At 72.5% G+C, this 18,462-nt stretch carries 12 protein-coding genes; 4 read left to right on the top strand and 8 right to left on the bottom strand.

Features of this window, described 5'->3' with window-relative positions; all coding sequences use genetic code 11:
* Positions 1 to 2 precede the first annotated feature (2 nt).
* Both ACIRPX_RS18490 and ACIRPX_RS18485 read right to left on the bottom strand, forming a co-directional pair.
* Entirely contained in the window at positions 3 to 746 is a 744-nt protein-coding gene (locus ACIRPX_RS18490; RefSeq protein ID WP_404195249.1) for an ABC transporter ATP-binding protein, read from the bottom strand.
* A complete protein-coding gene (locus ACIRPX_RS18485) occupies positions 743 to 1,504 on the bottom strand; it encodes a TetR/AcrR family transcriptional regulator (RefSeq protein ID WP_404195246.1) in 762 nt (253 codons plus the stop codon). The genes ACIRPX_RS18490 and ACIRPX_RS18485 overlap by 4 nt, the downstream gene beginning before the upstream one ends.
* Positions 1,505 to 1,907: 403 nt before the next feature.
* On the opposite strand from ACIRPX_RS18485, the gene ACIRPX_RS18480 reads away from it, so the two are divergent.
* The gene (locus ACIRPX_RS18480) at positions 1,908 to 4,472 is read left to right on the top strand and encodes a plasma-membrane proton-efflux P-type ATPase (protein WP_404195244.1); all 2,565 of its coding nucleotides are present in this window, start codon (positions 1,908 to 1,910) and stop codon (positions 4,470 to 4,472) included.
* Positions 4,473 to 4,672: 200 nt separating this feature from the next.
* On the opposite strand, the gene ACIRPX_RS18475 is transcribed toward ACIRPX_RS18480, so the two are convergent.
* The 3 genes from ACIRPX_RS18475 to ACIRPX_RS18465 form a co-directional block, all read right to left on the bottom strand.
* On the bottom strand, positions 4,673 to 5,758 hold the full coding sequence (locus tag ACIRPX_RS18475; RefSeq protein ID WP_404195241.1) for an ABC transporter substrate-binding protein: 1,086 nt from the start codon (positions 5,756 to 5,758) through the stop codon (positions 4,673 to 4,675).
* Positions 5,759 to 5,905: 147 nt separating this feature from the next.
* Positions 5,906 to 6,784, bottom strand: a complete 879-nt coding sequence (locus tag ACIRPX_RS18470; RefSeq protein ID WP_404195239.1) for an ABC transporter permease — start codon at positions 6,782 to 6,784, stop codon at positions 5,906 to 5,908.
* Entirely contained in the window at positions 6,781 to 7,641 is an 861-nt protein-coding gene (locus ACIRPX_RS18465; protein ID WP_404195236.1) for an ABC transporter ATP-binding protein, read from the bottom strand. Before ACIRPX_RS18465 ends, ACIRPX_RS18470 begins: the two co-directional genes overlap by 4 nt.
* Positions 7,642 to 7,888: 247 nt before the next feature.
* Here ACIRPX_RS18465 and ACIRPX_RS18460 point away from each other — a divergent pair, with 247 nt between their 5' ends.
* On the top strand, positions 7,889 to 9,556 hold the full coding sequence (locus ACIRPX_RS18460) for an ATP-binding protein (protein WP_404195233.1): 1,668 nt from the start codon (positions 7,889 to 7,891) through the stop codon (positions 9,554 to 9,556).
* The gene (locus tag ACIRPX_RS18455) at positions 9,556 to 10,245 is read left to right on the top strand and encodes a response regulator (protein WP_404195230.1); all 690 of its coding nucleotides are present in this window, start codon (positions 9,556 to 9,558) and stop codon (positions 10,243 to 10,245) included. Before ACIRPX_RS18460 ends, ACIRPX_RS18455 begins: the two co-directional genes overlap by 1 nt.
* A gap of 69 nt (positions 10,246 to 10,314) precedes the next feature.
* Here the strand turns inward: ACIRPX_RS18455 and ACIRPX_RS18450 are convergent, their stop codons facing one another.
* The 3 genes from ACIRPX_RS18450 to ACIRPX_RS18440 all read right to left on the bottom strand — a co-directional run bounded on the left by ACIRPX_RS18450 (position 10,315) and on the right by ACIRPX_RS18440 (position 15,492).
* On the bottom strand, positions 10,315 to 11,550 hold the full coding sequence (locus tag ACIRPX_RS18450) for an SWIM zinc finger family protein (protein ID WP_404195227.1): 1,236 nt from the start codon (positions 11,548 to 11,550) through the stop codon (positions 10,315 to 10,317).
* Positions 11,547 to 14,348 carry a DEAD/DEAH box helicase gene (locus ACIRPX_RS18445; RefSeq protein WP_404195412.1) on the bottom strand — a complete coding sequence of 934 codons (2,802 nt, stop codon included), beginning with the start codon at positions 14,346 to 14,348 and terminating at the stop codon, positions 11,547 to 11,549. Before ACIRPX_RS18445 ends, ACIRPX_RS18450 begins: the two co-directional genes overlap by 4 nt.
* A gap of 472 nt (positions 14,349 to 14,820) precedes the next feature.
* The gene (locus ACIRPX_RS18440) at positions 14,821 to 15,492 is read right to left on the bottom strand and encodes a transglycosylase SLT domain-containing protein (RefSeq protein WP_404195224.1); all 672 of its coding nucleotides are present in this window, start codon (positions 15,490 to 15,492) and stop codon (positions 14,821 to 14,823) included.
* Between the two features lie 681 nt (positions 15,493 to 16,173).
* Here ACIRPX_RS18440 and ACIRPX_RS18435 point away from each other — a divergent pair.
* Positions 16,174 to 17,436 (top strand): hypothetical protein, encoded by a 1,263-nt coding sequence (locus ACIRPX_RS18435; RefSeq protein WP_404195222.1) that lies wholly within the window; start codon positions 16,174 to 16,176, stop codon positions 17,434 to 17,436.
* The last annotated feature ends 1,026 nt before the right edge of the window (positions 17,437 to 18,462 follow it).

Genomic DNA, 18,462 nt, shown 5'->3' with positions numbered 1-18,462 from the left:
CGTCACCAGCTCACGGCCATCGCGTCGGAGGGTGAGGGGTTGCGCTCCACGGACTGGATGCGGCCGTCCCGCATGGTGATCACGCGGTGTGCCATCGAGGCGATGGACGCGTTGTGGGTGACCATCAGTACGCCACGGCCCTGGCGGTTGGTCTCCTGCAGGACGTTGAGCACGGTCTTGCCGGTGGCCACGTCGAGGGCGCCCGTCGGTTCGTCGGCGAGCAGCAGGTCGGGGTCGGTGGCAAGGGCGCGGGCGATGGAGACGCGCTGCTGCTGGCCGCCGGAGAGCTGGGCGGGGAAGTGGTCCATGCGGTCCGCGAGGCCGACCTGTTCCAGCAGCCGGGGCACGTCGCGGCGTTGCCCGCGGCCGGTCAACTCGACGATCACCTCGACGTTCTCACGCGCCGTCAGGGTCGGTACGAGGTTGAAGAACTGGAAGACGAACCCCACCCGGTCACGGCGGAAGGCGACGAGCTCCTTGGGCGCACGGCCGGTCAACTCCACTCCCGCCACCGTCAGTTCGCCCTCGTCGGCGGACTCGATGCCGCCGATCACATTGAGCAGCGTGGTCTTGCCCGAGCCGCTGGGCCCCAGCACCACCACCAGTTCGCCCGGCGCGATGTCCAGGTCGACGCCGTCGAGCGCGCTGAGCCGCGCCTCACCCGTGCCGTAGGTCTTGACGACGCCCCGCAGGTGTACGCCGCCGCGTGGTACCGGGGCCTTCAGCGCCGCCCTCTCCTCCGTCATCGCACGTCCCTCCCGGTGTCGTCCGCTGTCGCCGTACCGGATCCGGCAGGCGGGAACGCGGCGTTGCTCTCCTGCACGTGGTCGGGCGGGGCGCCTGCGGCGCTCTCCGGCGACCCGTCGCCCTGCCGTGCCCTGGCACGCTCCGGTGCCCCGTCACTCTTCGATGAGCTGTCACTCTCCGATGAGCTGTCACTGAACCCGACCAGACGCAGCAGCGGGCCGGCCACCGGCAGGTCGGCGACGGTGGGGTCGACGATGCAGTACATCACCAGCCCGTCGATCGCGGCTCCGAGGAGGACGGCCGCCGTGTCCGTGTCCCCGTCTGCTCCGTTCCGCCGCAGCCAGTCGCCCGCCGCGGCGCGCCAGGTGCGCATCAGCCGGGACAACCCGACACGCAGCCGCTCGTGCCGTGCCGAGGCGAGCAGCATCTCGGAGTACAGCACGGTCGCCGGATCGCCGGCCGAGTACGTCGCCATCATGGTCAGCATCTGCTCCATCCCCAGAGCCGGGTCGGTCGCGTCCATGAGCGCGGTCATGGCCCCTTCCACCTCGCGGCGGGCGGAGTCCAGCGCGGCGTCGATGAGCAGATCGGTGACGGTGGGGAAGTGGTAGTGCACCAGTCCCTGCCGCACCCCGGCCCGGTCGGCCACCTTCCGGGTGGTCACCGCACCCCACCCGACCTCGACGATCAGCTGCGCCGCTGCCTCCAGCAACCGGGCCCGCGTCTCGTTGCCTCGCTCCACCGATGTCGGAGTCATGGGAATCTCCGGAGTATTGGGCGAGCACCCAGGGCGGTCGCCTTGGGCGTCCGCCCTGATCGTACCGCCGGGCGGGCCCGCTGACACCGGCTGAGGATGTTCGGAAGACGGGCCGCCGTGCTCCCGGTGCACCCGCACGCGCACGGGTCGGCCGTCTGCGCGGTCGCCTTCCTGACCGCCCGCCGCGGACCGCGCGGCAGAACGACCGAGGACACAGCGGGCGGCAGAACGGCCGAACACAGATGTCCGGCCCGGACCGCGATCCGGACGAGAATGGAAGGCGAACCGGTGACGATCGGCGCGCTCGGTGACGCCTGCCGCAGGCGGGGTTCCCCGCCTGCGGGCCGGGGGCCGGGCGCAGCCACGACCGTTCCAGGCACACGCCTGGTGCAGGAGGCCACGCATGGTCGGCGGAGAGGAACGGCACAGCCCGACGGGCCAGGCAGCCCTGGCGGAGGATCCGCTGCCGGCTGTGTTGGCGGCCCTGGACAGCTCCGAGCGGGGGCTGAGCGGAGAGCAGGCGCGCGGGCGGCTGCAGCGGACGGGACCCAACGAGATCGCCGAAGTACGGCGCAGCCCGCTGCTGGAGTTCCTGGGCTATTTCTGGGGGCCGATCGCCTGGATGATCGAGGTCGCGCTGGTGCTGTCTCTGCTGGTGCGGCACTGGACCGACGCGGCGATCATCGGGGTGCTGCTGGCGATGAACGGCGGGGTGGCGTTCGCCGAGGAGCACCAGGCGGCCGGTGCCATCGCCGCGCTCAAGCAGCGTCTGGCGACCACGGCCCGGGTCCTGCGGGACGGCACCTGGCAGACGGTGGCGGTACGGGAGCTGGTGCCCGGGGACGTGATCCGCCTGCGGCTGGGGGACGTGATCCCGGCGGACGCCCGTCTGCTGGACTCGGGTGGGCTGGACGTGGACCAGTCGGCGCTGACGGGCGAGTCGCTGCCGGTCGGCCGCGGGACGGGGGACGTGCTGTATTCGGGGGCGGTGGTGGTGCGCGGTGCGGCCGATGCGCTGGTGTACGCCACCGGGGCGGCCAGCTTCTTCGGCCGTACGACCGCGTTGGTGCAGCAGGCCGGCACGGTCAGCCACTTCCAGCGTGCCGTGGTCAAGATCGGCCAGTACCTGATCGTGGCGGCGATCGCCCTGGTCGCCGTGACGGTGGCGGTGTCGGTGGCGCGCGGCAGCAGGGTGCTGGGAGTGCTGGAGTTCGCCCTGGTGGTGCTGATCGCGTCGGTGCCGGTGGCGCTGCCGGCGGTGCTGTCGGTGACGATGGCGGTCGGCGCCCGCCAGCTCGCCCGGCGCCAGGCGGTGGTCTCGCACCTGCCGGCGGTGGAGGAACTGGGCGGCATCGACGTGCTGTGCTCGGACAAGACCGGCACCCTGACCCAGAACCGGCTCGAGGTGGCCACCCCCTGGGCCGCCCCCGGCATCGAGACGCCCGACCTGCTCGGCGCGGCGGCTCTGGCCTCACGGGCGGAGGACGGCGACCCGATCGACCTGGCCGTCCTCGCCGCGGCGTCCACGGATGCGCCCGTCGACGGGCGGGTGATGGACTTCGTACCGTTCGACCCGGTCGCCAAGCGTGCCGAGGCCACCGTCGCCGTCGCGGACGGCGGGCGGTTCAGGGTGAGCAAGGGCGCTCCGCAGGTGATCGCCGCACTGTGCGCCGGTGATCCGGCCGCGCGGCGGGTCGCGACGGTGGCGGAGGACTTCGCCGCCCGCGGCTACCGCTCCCTGGGCGTGGCCCGCACCACCGGTGACGCGGCCGACGACTGGCGGCTGCTGGGCGTGCTGCCGCTGGCCGACCCGCCCCGCGAGGACTCCGCCGACACCGTCGCCGCGGCCCGGGCGCTGGGTCTGGACGTCAAGATGGTCACCGGCGACCAGGTGGCCATCGGCCGGGAGATCGCCCGTCGGATCGGGCTGGGCGAGCGCATCCTTCCCGCGGACACCCTCACGGCCGCCGAAGAGACGGCCGCCGAAGAGACGGACGGGACGGTCCGGCACGCTGCGGCGGCGGACGGGCGGGAGCAGCAGTCGCCGGTGGCGCGGGTGGAGGCCGCGGACGGCTTCGCCCAGGTGTTCCCCGAGCACAAGTACACGATCGTGAAACTGCTCCAGGACCGCGGCCACATCGTGGGCATGACCGGCGACGGGGTCAACGACGCCCCCGCCCTCAAACAGGCGGATGCCGGCATCGCCGTCTCCGGCGCCACCGACGCCGCCCGTGCCGCGGCCGACGTGGTCCTGCTCGCCCCCGGCCTGTCGGTCATCGTCGACGCCATCCGCCAGGCCCGGGAGATCTTCGCCCGCATGGTCTCGTACGCCACGTACCGCATCGCCGAGACGATCCGCGTCCTGCTGCTGATCACCCTGGCGATCGTCGCGTTCGCCTTCTTTCCCGTCACCCCCGTCATGATCGTGTTTCTGGCGCTGCTCAACGACGGGGCGATCCTGTCCATCGCCTACGACCACGTCCGCGGCGCGGACGAGCCGGCCTCCTGGGACATGCGCACCGTGATGGTCATCGCCGCCGCGATCGGCTTGATGGGCGTGGCCGAGACCTTCCTGCTGTTCGCCCTCGCCGACCAGGTCTTCGGTCTCGACCGGGATCTCGTACGCACCCTGATCTATCTGAAACTGTCCGTCTCCGGGCACCTCACGATCTTCGTCACCCGCACCCGCCATCCGTTCTGGACCCGCCCGGCCCCCGCCCCGATCCTGCTCGGCGCGGTCCTCGGCACCCAGATCATCGCGACCCTCATCGCCGTCTACGGCGCCCTGATGACTCCGCTCGGCTGGGGCTGGGCGGCCGCTGTGTGGGGATACGCGATTGCCTGGTTCCTGGTCGAGGACCGGGTCAAACTCGCCGCCCACCGCTGGCTCGACCACCATCCGCGCACGGGTGCGCGGACCGGCGGGGTGCCCGCGAGCCGGCGCGCCGTACGACCCGCCGACCGGTGACGGTGAGTCAGGCGTCGGACCGGTCGCGGTACCACGCGTGTGCCGCGGGACGGGCACGGTCCGGGCCCGCCGCGCCTCCTGTTCGGCCGGGCGACCGCCGGGCACCGCGTGCGCGTCCGCCCGCGTGGGGCTCACGCGGCCTCGGCGCAAAGGGCCGTCCGGGCGGTGCTCGCCCGGACGGCCCCGTGAGCGGCGCAGGATCAGCCGTCGGCCCCGGCCGGGGTCGTCGTGGTGGTGAAGCCCTCCTTCTTGTTGGCGTTGAGGGCGAACTCGTTGGTGAACGTCTTGCCCAGGTCCACCGACGAGGTCACGTTCCCGACCAGTTGCTCGGTGGCCAGCGAGGTCTTCGGTCCGCCGGCCGGCATGATCCCGTCGGGCAGGAACTGGCCCTTGTCCTCGTTCAGGGCCGTGACGTAGTCGGCCTTGGTGACCAGCTGGTTCTGCACGAACGACGAGGGCAGCTTGTCGGCGATGTCGGCCGCGCTGTGCGAGTTGATCCAGTGCATGGTGGCCACGAGCGCGTCGACGACCTTCTGCACCGTGTCCTTGTGCGCGTTCACCCAGTCGGTGCGGGCGAGGACGCTCGCGCCCGGGAACGCGCCGCCGAGGGCCGCCTTGGCCCCCGTGGTGGTGGCCAGGTCGACCGCGGAGGTGCCGACGCCCTTCTTCTCGATCGCCGTGACGGTCGGCTGTGTCGTCATGACGCAGTCCGCCTTGCCGTTCTGCAGTGCGGCGACGGCGGTGGAGCCCGCGCCGACCGCGAGCCGGTGGAACTGGCCGGTCTTGATGCCCTTCTTGGCCGCCATGAACTGGGTGAGGGTGTCGGTGCCCGAGCCCAGGTCGGTCACACCGAGGGTCTTGCCCTTGAAGTCCGCGGCCGACTTCACGCCGCTCTTCTTGGCGCACATCTCGCGCTCGCCGGGCGCACCGGACAGCTGGACGATGTCCTCGACCGCCTTGCCCTTGGCCTGGAACTCGATCGTGTGGTTGTACCAGGCGCCGGCCATGTCCACCTGGCCCGAGGCCATGGCCTCCTCGGCGCCGACACCGCCGTTCTGCTCGGTGCTCAGCTGGACCTTGACGCCGTACTTCTTGTAGAAGCCGAGGTTCTGGGCGAGCTGGTAGGGCAGGTAGATCTGCTTGTCGATGCCGCCGACCATGAGCTTGACGGTCGGGGTGGAGCCGGAACCGGACGACACGGAGCTGCCGGAGTTGCTGGAACACGCGGTGACGGCGCCGAGGGCGAGGACGGTGATGATCGACGCGGTGAGGGTTCTGTTGAGCATGGCGGGGCTTTCACCTTTCCGGGGTTGCGGGTGCCCTTGCGGGAAATACGGGGACTGCTCTCGGGTGCGGGAGCACGGAGAACCGGGGAGAACGGAAACCGGAGAACGGAAACCGGGGAGCGGGGAGCGGGGAGCGGGGCTCGAGGCTCAGAGGACGTTCGTCTCGGAGGCGGCGGGCGGGCGCCAGGAGAGCAGCCGGTGTTCGAGCTTGCCGATCAGCCACTCCGCGCCGAGCACGATCACCGCGATGACGAGCATCGTGGCGAACACGCCGTTGGGGTCGAAGTTGTTCTGCGCGGTCTTGATGACCAGGCCCAGCCCGCTCTGCGCGCCGAGCACCTCGCCGACGAGCGCGCCGACGATGGCGAAGCCGAAGGCACTGTGCAGGCTGGCGATGATCCAGGTCAGGGCGGAGGGCACGATGACGTGCCGGGTGATCTGCATCCGGGAGGCGCCGAGCACCCGGACGTTGGCGAGGACGTTGCGGTCGACCTCGCGCACGCCCTGGAAGGCGTTGAAGAAGACGATGAAGAAGACCAGCACCGCGGCGAGCAGGATCTTCGGGGTGACGCCGATGCCGAAGGCGACGATGAAGATCGAGCCGAGGACGATGCGCGGGATGGCGTTGACCATCTTGATGTAGGGGCCGAGCACGTCGGAGAGGTAGCGGCTCTGCCCGAGCACGACGCCGAAGACGACGCCGGTGATCGCGCCCACGGCGAAGCCGGCCAGCGCCTCCTGGATGGTGGTCCAGATGTTCGAGTAGAAGGAGCCGAACTGGGTGCCGTGCTCGAAGAGGTCGATCAGCCGCTGCCAGATCCCGGACGGCTGCCCGAAGAAGAACGGGTCGACGATGCCCCAGGTGGTGAACGCCTGCCAGCCGCCGATGACGAAGACGGTCAGGCCGGCCCGGCCCGCCCACACCAGGGCGACCCGGCGCCGGGCGGCCCGCTGCGCGGCGTTCACGCCCGGGTTCTTGCCGCCTTCGGTCACGGAGAGCGTGGAGGCGGTGGACGTCGTACTCATTCCGTGTCTCCTGCTGTGAGTGCGTAGGCGCGCTCCACTTCTTCGCGCAGCGTGTCCCAGATCTGGTGCTGGAGTTCGATGAAGCGGGGCTGGAAGCGGATCTCCTGGACGGAACCGCGCGGGCGGGGCAGGTCGATGTCGAAGACCGCCTTGACCGAGCCGGGGCTGGACGTCATCACGACCACTCGGTCGGCGAGTGCCACCGCCTCGTCCAGGTCGTGGGTGATGAAGACGACGGACGGCCGGATCTGCTCCCACAGGCTCAGCAGCTCGGTCGACATGATCGCCTTGGTCTGCACGTCCAGGGCGCCGAACGGCTCGTCCATGATCAGGATCTTGGGTTCGTTGATCAGGGCAGCGGCCATCGCGACGCGCTTGCGCATGCCGCCGGACAGCTGGTGGGGATAGCGGTCCTCGAAGCCCGCGAGGCCGACCCGGCGCAGCCAGTCGCGCGCCGAGGCCTGCGCCTGCTGCTTGGGCACCCCGCGGAAGACGGGGCCCATCAGCACGTTGCCGAGGACGGTCTTCCAGGGCAGCAGCGCGTCGGTCTGGAACATGAAACTGACGCCGTCGGTGATGCCGTTCACCTCGCGGCCGCCGACCCTCACCGAGCCCTCGCTGGGGCGGTCGAGCCCGGACACCATGCTCAGGGTGGTCGACTTGCCGCAGCCGGTGGGACCCACCACGGCGCAGAACTGGCCCGGCTCCACGGTGAACGAAACGCCTTGAAGCGCCGTGAACACCTCACCGGCAGGGGTCAGGAATCGCTTGGTGAGCCCGGAGATCTCGATGCGCGCGTTCGTCTGGTCCGCCGCATCGGCGCCCGGGCTCGTCGCGACATCGTTGCGCGAAGCCATGATGGGGCCGCTTCCTTCCTTCTTTCGGAGTTCCTCGCAGGCCGAGGAAGGCAGACGCTAGAGGCGGCGGGGTGTTGCGTCGCTGTTTCCGAGCTATCTCGCGATAGTTGCGTAAAGCGGGCTTCTGCTCGTTCTGCTCACGGAACGGGGTATGGGCAGCATCTCGGCCATCGGGCACAATCGCGCCACCCGGGTACGGCGTGTGGGCCGCCCCGCAACACTGCTCGACCAGCATGAAGAGGCACCCGTGACAGCCATCCCCTTTCGCACCGGCCGCGGCGGAAAGCGTCGGCTTTCCACGCGGATCCTCGCCAACCAGCTGGTCATCCTCACCCTCACCGGCCTGATCGGCTTCGTCCTGTTCGCCTTCGCCCAGCGCGCCGAACTCGACCGGTCCTACGAGCAGCGGGCGCTGGCGATCGCGCAGACCGCGGCGGCGGACCCGCAGATCCGGCAGGCCATGGAGCACGGGGGCGGCGACGTGGTGCAGACGGTCGCGGAACGGATCCGCCGGACGTCCGAGGCGTCGTACGTGGTCGTGATCGACCTGCACCGGATACGTCACTCGCACCCCATCCCCGCTCTGATCGGCGAGCCGGTGGCCGAGCCGGTCGTGGTGAGGGACGGCCGGTCGCACGTCGGCATCAACCACGGCGCGACCGGCCGCTCCGCCAACGGCAAGGCCCCCTTGTACGGGCCCTCCGGCGCGCTGGTCGGCGAGGTGTCCGTGGGCATCCCGGAGCACGACGTGCTCGGCGAGCTGTGGCGCGAGCTGCCCACCTTCGGGCTGTACGCCGCCATCGCCACCGCGATCGGCGCGGCGGCGGCCTATTTGCTGGCGCGGCGGTTGAAGCGGACCACCTTCGGTCTGGAACTGGAGGAGATCGCCGGTCTGCTGCAGGACCGGGAGGCGATGCTGCACGGTATCCGGGAGGGAGTGGTCGCCTTCGACCCCGACAGGAGGATCACCGTCGTCAACGACGAGGCCCGGCGGCTGCTCGGCCTCGGGAGCGCGCTCGGCCGGCGGCTGGAGGAGGTGCTGCCCGACGGCAGGCTGCGCCGCGCCCTGGACGGCACCCTGCCCGGCGCCGACGTCAGCGTGCTGACCGACGACCACTGCCTGGTCGTCAACCGCAGGCCGGTCACCCTGCACGGCCGGGAACTGGGCGCCGTCGTCACCGTGCGGGACCGCACCGAACTGATCGGCCTGCTGCGCGAGCTGGACTCCGTACGCGGGCTGACCGACGCCCTGCGGGCCCAGCAGCACGAGTTCACCAACCGGATGCACACCCTGGCCGGACTGCTGGACATCGGCGAGCACGCGTCCGCCTACGAGTACGCCATCGAGACGGCCCGTTCCGGGCAGGCCCTGACCGAGGCCGTGCGCGAGCACATCGGGAACCCGCTGATGGTCGGGCTCGTCGTGGCCAAGACCACCGTCGCCGCGGAGCGCGGGGTACGCATCGAGCTCACCGACGACTCCGCGCTCGGCGACGACCCGCCGCACCTGCGGCGGCTGCTGACCATCGTCGGCAACCTGCTCGACAACGCCATCGACGCGACGGCCGAGGCGCCACCCGCCGACGCCGGGCGGCTGATCCGGTTGACGCTGGTGGAGGGCGACGAGCTCATCCTCGTACGGGTGGCGGACAACGGTCCCGGCATCGCCCCGGGCTCCGCCCAGTCGATCTTCGAGGACGGCTGGTCGTCCCGTCCCGAGCGGGGCACCGCGCGCCGCGGCCTGGGGCTGGCCCTGGTGCACCGGCTGGTGCAGCGCCACGGTGGCACGATCACGGTGGGCGAGGGCCCGGGCGCGGTGTTCACGGTCGTACTGCCGCAGCCGGACGCGACGGCGGCCCCGGCCCCGCGGGACGCCCTGTTCACGACGGCGCTGCCGACGGGAGGCGACCTCTGATGATCCGGACCCTCGTGGTGGACGACGACTTCCGGGTCGGCCAGATCCACGGTGACTACGTGCGCCGGGTCGCGGGTTTCGCAGTGGTCGGCGAGGCGGCGTCCGTGGCCGAGGCCCTGGCCGCGGTCCGCGCCCTGCACCCCGATCTGCTGCTGCTCGACATCTTCCTGCCCGACGGCAGCGGACTCGACGTGCTGCGGCGGCTCAGTCAGGACCAGGGTGCCACCCGCCCCGACGCCCTGATGATCACCGCCGACCACGACATCTCCTCGGTCCGCGCGGCGATGAAACTGGGCGCCATCGGCTACCTGGTGAAGCCCTTCGGTTCCGCCGACCTCGCCGAGCGCCTCAACGCCTACCGCCAGCTCCGCGACCGCGTGGACGCGCTCAGCCGGGCGTCCACGGCCGACCAGGCCGACGTGGACGCCCTGTTCAGCGCCGCCCGCCCGCCCGCCGTCCCCCGGGTACCGGCCAAGGGCCACTCGGCACCCACGCTCACCGCGATCCACCAGGCCCTGCGCGCGGCCCAGCGCGCGCTCTCGGCCGCGGAGGCCGCCGAGGCGACCGGCGTCTCCCGCGCCACGGCCCAGCGGTACCTGTCCTACCTGGCCAAGGAGGGCACGGTCCGCCTGGAGCTCCGCTACGGCACCAACGGCCGCCCGGAACACCGGTACCGCATCGCCCGCTGACCCGAGCACCGGTACCGCGTCACCCACCGATCCGAAGCACGTCCTGTCGCTGTCGCCGTGGGGCGGGCGTCACCTTTCGGCGTGCTGCCAGACGGCGGTGAGCGCCGTGACGGGGTCCGGCTCGCCCGGCGCCGCCGGCCACCATTCACCGTCCTCGTGCTGGAGGTAGGGATACCAGAGCGTGTCGGGTCCCAGCCGCAGCTGGATGCCCTGGCCGCCCAGGGTGAGGCGGTTGCGCCAGACCCTGAGGCCGGCCGTGGTCGTGGTCATCTCGGTGAGGGCCTCGGTGACGGCGGTGCGGGCGGCTGCCATCACCGCCGGGCCGGGGGTGTGGGGCTGTTCGGCGACCGTGAGGCCGGTCGGGCCGCCGTAGCGCCAGGCGCGGGTGAGACGGGCGAACGCGGCCGGCCTGGCACCGGTGTTCTGGATCAGGTGATGGAACAACTCGGGTCCGCAGCCGCTCGCCGCGATCCGTACCGCGTCCTCGTGCTGGCTCAGGTGCAGGCTGGTGGTGTCACCGTTGAGCAGGCGTGCGGCGCGTGCGGCGGTGTCCGCCATGAGTCGTTCGAGGTCCGTCGCGGACGGGCCGGAGGCGGGTGGCGGGATGTCCGGCAGCGCGGAGGCGCGGGGGTCCGGCGCGGGGAGGGCGGGAGGGTGCTGCGCCTGGGCCGCCCAGGCCGCGTAGGCGCCGGCGGCCGGGATCCCGGCGGGGGCCCGCGGGGTGGCGGTCGCATGCACCGTGCTGCGGCGGGCGCGCAGTCGGGAGAGGAGTTCCTCCCGTCCGCGGCCGCGCAGGGCGAACAGCACGAAGGGGTCGGCGTCGATGGTGGCGGCGATGGCGTAGCACAGCGCGGCGGCGTGTTTGCAGGGGTGGCCCCAGTCGGGGCAGGAGCATTCGGGGTCGAGTTCGGCCGGCTGCGGGAGCAGGGGGACGCCGGCGTGGCGGGCGTCGTCGACGAGTTCGGCGGGCATCTCGCCGTCGAGGAGTGCGGCGAGGTGCCCGGCCCGGGCCGCGACGGTGTCCAGGAGGGTGTCCCACTGGGTGTCGGTGAGGACGGGCAGGTGGACGGCGGAGCGGTAGGGGCGGGGCCTGCTGCCCTGGACGGCGGCTCTGACCTGGCCGGGGGCGATCGTGACGGGACCGACCATGTCCTTGCGGGCGTAGGTGCGGCCGCGGGACAGGCGTCCGGAGTCCAGGGTGGAGTCCTCCAGGGCCGTCACCCAGGCCCGGCCCCACCAGGTCGCGGCGAAGGCGCGCCTTCCGCGGCCGGGCGCGCGGCGCGGGCCGGGCTCCGAGGGGCTCATGACTGCCTTCCCAGGGCGACGAGTTCGGCGAGATCGGCGTCGGACAGCTCGGTCAGAGCGGCCTCGCCGGAGCCGACCACGGCGTCGGCGAGCGCGCGCTTGGATTCCAGCAGCCTCGCCACCTTGTCCTCCACCGTGCCCTCGGCGAGGAGTTTGTGGACCTGCACGGGCTTGTCCTGGCCGATGCGGTAGGCGCGGTCGGTGGCCTGGTCCTCGACGGCCGGGTTCCACCAGCGGTCGTAGTGCACGACATGCGTGGCGCGGGTGAGGTTCAGGCCGGTGCCCGCGGCCTTGAGGGAGAGCAGGAACACCGGCACCTCGCCACGCTGGAAGCGGTCGACCATGTCCTCGCGGAGGCCGACGGGCGTGCCCCCGTGCAGGAAGAGGGTGGAGACGCCCCGTTGCGCGAGGTGCTTCTCCAGCAGGGCCGCCATCTGCTTGTACTGGGTGAAGACCAGCACCGATTCGCCTTCGGCGGTGATCGTGTCGAGCAGTTCGTCGAGGAGCGCCAGTTTGCCGGAGCGGCCGTGCAGCGGTGCCGACTGGCGCAGGTACTGCGCGGGGTGGTTGCAGATCTGTTTGAGGGCGGTGAGCAGTTTCAGGACCAGACCACGGCGTGCGATGCCCTCGGCCTCGGCGATCTCCGCCATCGTCTCGCGGACCACCGCCTCGTACAGGCTCGCCTGTTCGGCGGTGAGCGCAACGACGCGGTCGGTCTCGGTCTTGGCGGGCAGTTCGGGGGCGATGCCCGGGTCGGCCTTCCTGCGGCGCAGCAGGAACGGCCGGATGAGACGGGACAGCCGATCGGCGGCCCGCGGGTCCTCGCCCGACTCGATGGCGCGGGCGTGGCGCTCGCGGAAGGCGGCGAGCGGTCCGAGGAGTCCGGGAGTGGTCCAGTCGAGGAGCGCCCACAGCTCGGAGAGATTGTTCTCCACGGGGGTGCCGGTCAAGGCGACGCGGGCGCGGGCGGGCAGGGCGCGCAGCTCGCGGGCGGTGACGGCGTAGGGGTTCTTGACGTGCTGGGCCTCGTCGGCGGCGATCAGCGACCAGTCGTTTTCGGCGAGCATCTCCCGGTCGCGGCGCAGCACTCCGTACGTGACGAGGACGATCTCGTCGTCGCCGAGGTCCTTGAGGTGGCGGTCGCCGCCGTGGTAGCGGCGCACCGGAGTGGCCGGGGCGAACCGGGCCGCCTCGCGCTGCCAGTTGCCGAGCAGCGAGGCGGGGCAGACGACGAGGGTGGGGCCCGCGGTGGCGGGGTCGGTCTGGCGGTGCAGGTGCAGGGCGAGCAGCGTGATGGTCTTGCCCAGGCCCATGTCGTCGGCGAGACACCCGCCGAGCGAGAGTTCGCACATCTGCGCCAGCCAGGCGAGGCCCCGTTTCTGGTAGTCGCGCAGTGTGGCCTTCAGAGCGGCCGGCTGGGCGGCGGGGGCCCGCGACTCAGGGTCGCGGATACGGTCGGCGAGGTCGCCGAGCGCCCCGACCGCCGCGCAGTGCAGAGTCTCCCCGTCCCGCTCCACCTCGCCGGTCAGTGCGGCTCCCAGCGCTTCCATGGGGGTGAGGGGTTCCATACGGCGGCTCCGGGCGCGGGCCACCAGCTTCGGATCGGCGACCACCCACTGGTCGCGCAGCCGGACGAGGGGGCGCCGTGCCTCGGCGAGGGCGTCCATCTCGGCCTCCGTGAGCGGTTCGCCGCCGAGCGAGAGCCGCCAGCGGAACTCGAGGAGGCTGTCGGTGTCGAGGATGCCGCCGGCGCTGGAGCCGGGCGCGGTGCGTTGCCCGATCTCCGCGGTCGCGGTGAGTGCCCTGACCAGCTCGCGCGGCCAGTGCACGGCGACACCGGCCGCGCGCAGCGTGTCGGTGGCGTCGCCCAGCAGGTCGAGCGCCTCGTCGTCGGTCAGCCGCAGCTGGTCCGGAGCGGCGTCCTTGAGCAGCCGGTCGAGCGGGGGCCAGACGCGGGCGCCGCGGCGCAGGGCGAGCAGCGTCTCCGTCTCGGCGCGCGGGCCGAGCAGGCGTTCGGTCTCGGCGGGCTCGCTCCACAGCTGTGCGGCCTCCACGACGAGCGCCGGGTCCGCGGCGGTGTGCACCTGCAGGACGGCCCGGAACTGCCGACGGCGCCCCTCCGGTACATCGACCCGCAGCGAGACGCTGACGTCGGTGGTGAACGCGGCCGCGGTCTCCTCGGCCCACTCGCGCAGGGCGGGTACGGCACGCGCCTCGCGCCAGGCGTACGGCAGGGCTCCCACGGCGAGCGGAGCGGCGGGGGTGCGGACGAGTTCGTCGGCCACCGCGTCGCAGAACTGGCGTACCAGTCCGGCCGGTTCGGCGATCCGCAGCGGGGGCGGGCCCGGCTGGGGAAGACAGTGGGCGTGGGGCGGGCAGGCGGCGGCGAGGGCGTCCAGCGTCTGTCGCTGGTCGGCGGTCAGGGGTCCCGCCTTCCACGTGTCGTAGCCCGCGGGGGAGAGCGCCGGATGAAGACGGCCGTCGGCGAGCAGCCGCAGCGCGAAGCGGGCGGCGGCCTGCCACGCGGTGGCGGAGGGGTGCGTGGGTCGTGCCCCCACCAGGGCGGCGACGGCGACGGCGACGGGCAGCGCGTACCCCTCTGTCCTGCGCCGTCTGACGGAGCGGCCGTGCGGCAGCACGAGCTCGGCCGCCTCGGTGCGAACGCCGGCGGGTACCGTGATGTCGGCAGGTGTCCTGCCGCTGGTGGCAGCCGCCCCGGCGGGTCGCCAGAGCAGCAACCGGCCGAGGCGGGCGGGCTCGCCGGGCAGGAACACCGCCGCCCAGCCGTCGTCGAGCAGTCTCCGGGCCCAGGCGGCCGACTCCGGTGCGGCCAGAGGCGGCACGTGCACGTTCCCCACGGCCGTGCCCGGTTCCCATTCGACGACTCGTGCCACGCTCTTTCATCCCGTCGCTTCGCAGTTGTGCAGCGAGCCGCGCCCCCGGCGCCCCGCGCCCGTCAGTGAGTTCCGGCCCCGCCGTCACCGACGAGAACGCGCTCCGTCCGGCGCGCCGCGTGCGACGACGGCGTTCTCGCATTGTGCGGCACGTTCTGCGGACGGAGCTCGGACGGGGCTGACTTCTGGTCTCGCCACATCTGCTGCTCCCGGTGCCGGACTGCGCGGACGGCTCCATCATGGCGTTGTCCGTGCGCCCGGCTCAAACCGGGTTGTGGCCGTCACCACCGTTCTGGCGCAGCCGAGTTCGATGCCGCCCGCTGTGGTGTCGCGGAGTCGTCGCCGGCGAAGTGGCCGGTCGCCGTGCCAGGAAGGCTCAGTACGCGTGGTGCGTCTGCCAGAAGGCCCACGCCTGACAGGGGCTGCCGTAGCTGCTGTTCATGTAGTTCAGGCCCCACTTGATCTGGGTGGCCGGGTTCGTCTGCCAGTCGGAGCCGGCGGACGAGTACTTGGAGGCGGGCAGCGCCTGCATCAGGCCGTAGGCGCCGGATGAAGCGTTCATCGCGTGCATGTTCCAGCCGGACTCGTGCTCCACGATGTCGCTGAAGCACTGGAACTGGCCGCTGGGCACTATCTGCCGGGCCACAGCCTGGATCTGGGCGGCCGTGTAGGAACTCTGGACCGACGGGACGCCGCTGCCACCGGTGGACTTCTTGGCTTCGGCGCGCTCCTTGGCCTTCTTCTCGGCGGAGGCCTTCTTGGCGATGGCAGTCTCGGCGGCGGCCTTGCGGGCGGCCTCCTCGGCGTCCTTCCTGGCGCTCGCGTCGGCCTGGACGGCCTGGGCGTCGGCCTGCCGCGTCAGGGAAGCTGTCTGCACCTGGGCCTGCTGCCCTGCGGGCAGGTCCGCGAGGAGCGTGACGTCGGCTGCGGTGGGCTCGGCGTCGTTCGTCTGCGCGGTGCTGTGGGAGGCAACGCCGACGACGCTTCCGACAGCGGTGACCGCGGAGGCCGAGACCACCGCGAATCCCCGGACCGACCTCGGGCTCACACGTCTTCCTTCCGCTTCGTCCGTGACGCCATGCCGCGACGCGTGCGGGCAACTCGCGTGCAGGGTGCCGCAGTTCGAACACTTTGCCGCGCTGGGGCGGCCGGCGCAATGGTGAAGAAGGTGTGGATGCTCACATCTGAGGTCATCGGGGATGGGGCGCCGAGGCACCGGATCAGCAGGGCGGGTACGCACGCTGGTTGGGATGCCGGGGTGTCGACTTGGACGTTGCCGATGACGCCGTCCTTCGTGGGGGAAGGCAGCGGGTGAGGCCACGCGTCTTTCGCTCAGTATGCAATGTCTTGCACATGACAATCTCGGGAGCTCATGCTGCGACGGCCCGCGTACGGCCGGCCGGTGCCGGCTCGCGGAACGGGCCGACCGAGGGAGTGGGCGACGATGCACAGACGCGGGCCGGAGCACCGGCCTCCGGCAGACCTGACGGTCGGGGCGCGGGCAGAGCTGACGGTCGGGGCGCGGGCAGAGCTGACGGACGCGGATCCGGTCACCCTTGCGGACGTGGCTGTGGAGAATCTGACGGACGTGGCTCCGACACGGCTGACGGACACGACGGCAGTGCACCCGACGGACGTGAAGGCCGCGACTGTCGCAGCACCTTCCGGGCCGGACATGCCACCTAGAAAGCCCTGCCTGCGAAAGCCCTCCCCTACGCCGGAATCCCGCGTGGCGGCCGGCCGCACGGTCCAGCCGCCCTCAGCGCCCGCCGACCCTCCCCGGCGCAGCGAAGCGCCCGCCCTTGGCCGCCGGCTGACGAGCCTGACCGTGGCCTGCCTGGTGCTCGGCGCACTGGTGGCGACCAGCGCCTCGGCCACTCCCTCCGCGCGGGGTCCGTCCGGGCCGGACGGACCCGCGGGCGTCACCACGGGCATCGCCGTCTTCGACCGGACCACAGGCCGCTACACCGAGCAGCTCAACGCCGAGACGCAGTTCAGGTCCGCGTCCGTCGTCAAACTCCTCCTGGCGCTCGACGTGTTGTGGGACCTCGGCCCGGACCACCAGGTCCCGGCCGCCGACCGGACACGGCTGGAGGCCATGCTGCGCGGCAGCGACGACGGCGTGGCCAGCTACTACTGGACGCAGCGGGGCGGCAGCCGGATCATCGAGCGGACCGCCACGCGGCTCGGCCTGACGGGCACCGCGCCCCCACCCGCGGCATACCCCGGGCACTGGGGGTACACCGCACTCACGGCGTCGGACACCGTACGGATCTACCGCTACCTCCTCGACCAGGCGCCCGCCGCCGTACGCGAGGTCGTCATGGGAAACCTGCGCCGCTCGACCCGCTGCGCCAACGACGGCTACGACCAGCGCTTCGGCATCCCCTCCGCCTCCGTCGGCCCCTGGGCCGTGAAGCAGGGCTGGTCCGGCTTCACCTCCGGCGGCCCTACGGCGGACGCGGGTACACCGGCCGCCACGTCCGCCGCCGCGCCCGCAAGCCGCCGAACCCGCGGCGCCACCGAGGCCGCACCGCCCCGGCACCCGACGACCGCCGCCTCCACCGCCACGGTCGACCTGGCAAGGCCCGCACTGCACTCCACCGGCACGGTCGGCGCCGACGACCGGGCCATCGTGGCCGTGCTGACCCTGCACCCCGTCGGCACGCCCTACGGCAGCGCCTACACGCACCTCACCCACCTCGTCGCCTCCCTCGACGTCCCCGGCGCCCAACGCCCTTCGGGCACCTGGCTCGGCACGCTCGGTTCAGGCGTGCGCGTGCGCGCCGACGCCACGACCGACTCGGCCGTGATCACGACGCTGCCGGCGGGCGTGGAGGTCCTGGTCGACTGCCAGAAGCGCGGGCGGCCGATCTCCGACGGGCCCCGCAGCAGTGACTGGTGGGCCCATCTCCCGCAGTACGGCGGCTACATGACCAACGTCTACGTCGACACGAGCGGTGAGCGGATTCCCGGCGTTCCCGTGTGCTGATCGGATCCGGGCACGCCCGTGTGCCCGCCGGATCCGGCGGACCGTGGGCGGACCGCCGTGGCCCGCGCCGACGGCGGCCCGGCGCCGACCAAGGCCGCGCCTCGCCCCATCGACTGCCGCATCCCGGCACGCGGCATGCCGAAGCGATCGACCGCCGTAGCCCCGCACGCCCCACGCCGGGGAGGCCGGCGATCGCGCCCACCCACCCCGTGGACGGAGCACCCCCACATGAGCCGCGGCCTTCCTCCAGGACCCGCCCGCTCCCCACCTTCCCACCCGACGCCGACACCAGCAGCTCGTCCACGCCGGCGAACCACGTCGCCGGCAACCACCCTCACCGACGCCCACGACACACGTCCTTCAGGAGCCCCCATGCCGACCCCCCACCTCCGAGACCTCCGAGGTTCCGCCACCCGTGGCAGATCCCGCCTCCTGCCCGCGCTGGCCGGCGCCACCTGCCTGCTGGCCCTGGCCGGCACCGCCCTGGGCACGGCCCCGCAGGCCGCCGCCGCCACGCACGCCGACGCGTCCCCGGTGTCCTGGCGCGCGGATCTCTCCGATCTCGCTCCCGGCGACGTCAACGTCCATTACAGCCGGGGCGCGTTGCGCGTGCTTGACGCGTCCCTCAGCCCCGCGTCGCTGGGCCGCGGCCGCGGATACGCCTCGGCCCTCCTTCCCACGCACCACCTCGACCGGACGGTCAACCGGGTCACCGTGGGCCTGGACGCGAAGGTGCCGAGCGGCGCGAGCGTGGCGGTCGACGTCCGCGGCCGGGACGCCGACGGCGCCTGGACCGAATGGCGGCAGACCACCGCGGGCACCCCGGCCCAACTGCCCACGTCCGTCAGCGACGTTCAGGCCCGGGTGACCCTGTGGGGCACCAAGGACGGAGCCACACCCGCCGTCCGTGGCCTCACCCTGACCGCCGTCCTCGCGGCCACGCCGCCCGAGCAGCCCGCACTCGCCGCGGCCTCCGCCTTCTCCGCGCGCGTCTACGCCACCCGTGAGGGCCTGGTCGGCGGCACC

The organism is Streptomyces sp. NPDC101225 (assembly GCF_044767585.1).
GTDB lineage: Bacteria > Actinomycetota > Actinomycetes > Streptomycetales > Streptomycetaceae > Streptomyces.
Note: the sequence above shows the minus strand (reverse complement) of the source record. Positions and strands in the feature narration are given on the sequence as shown.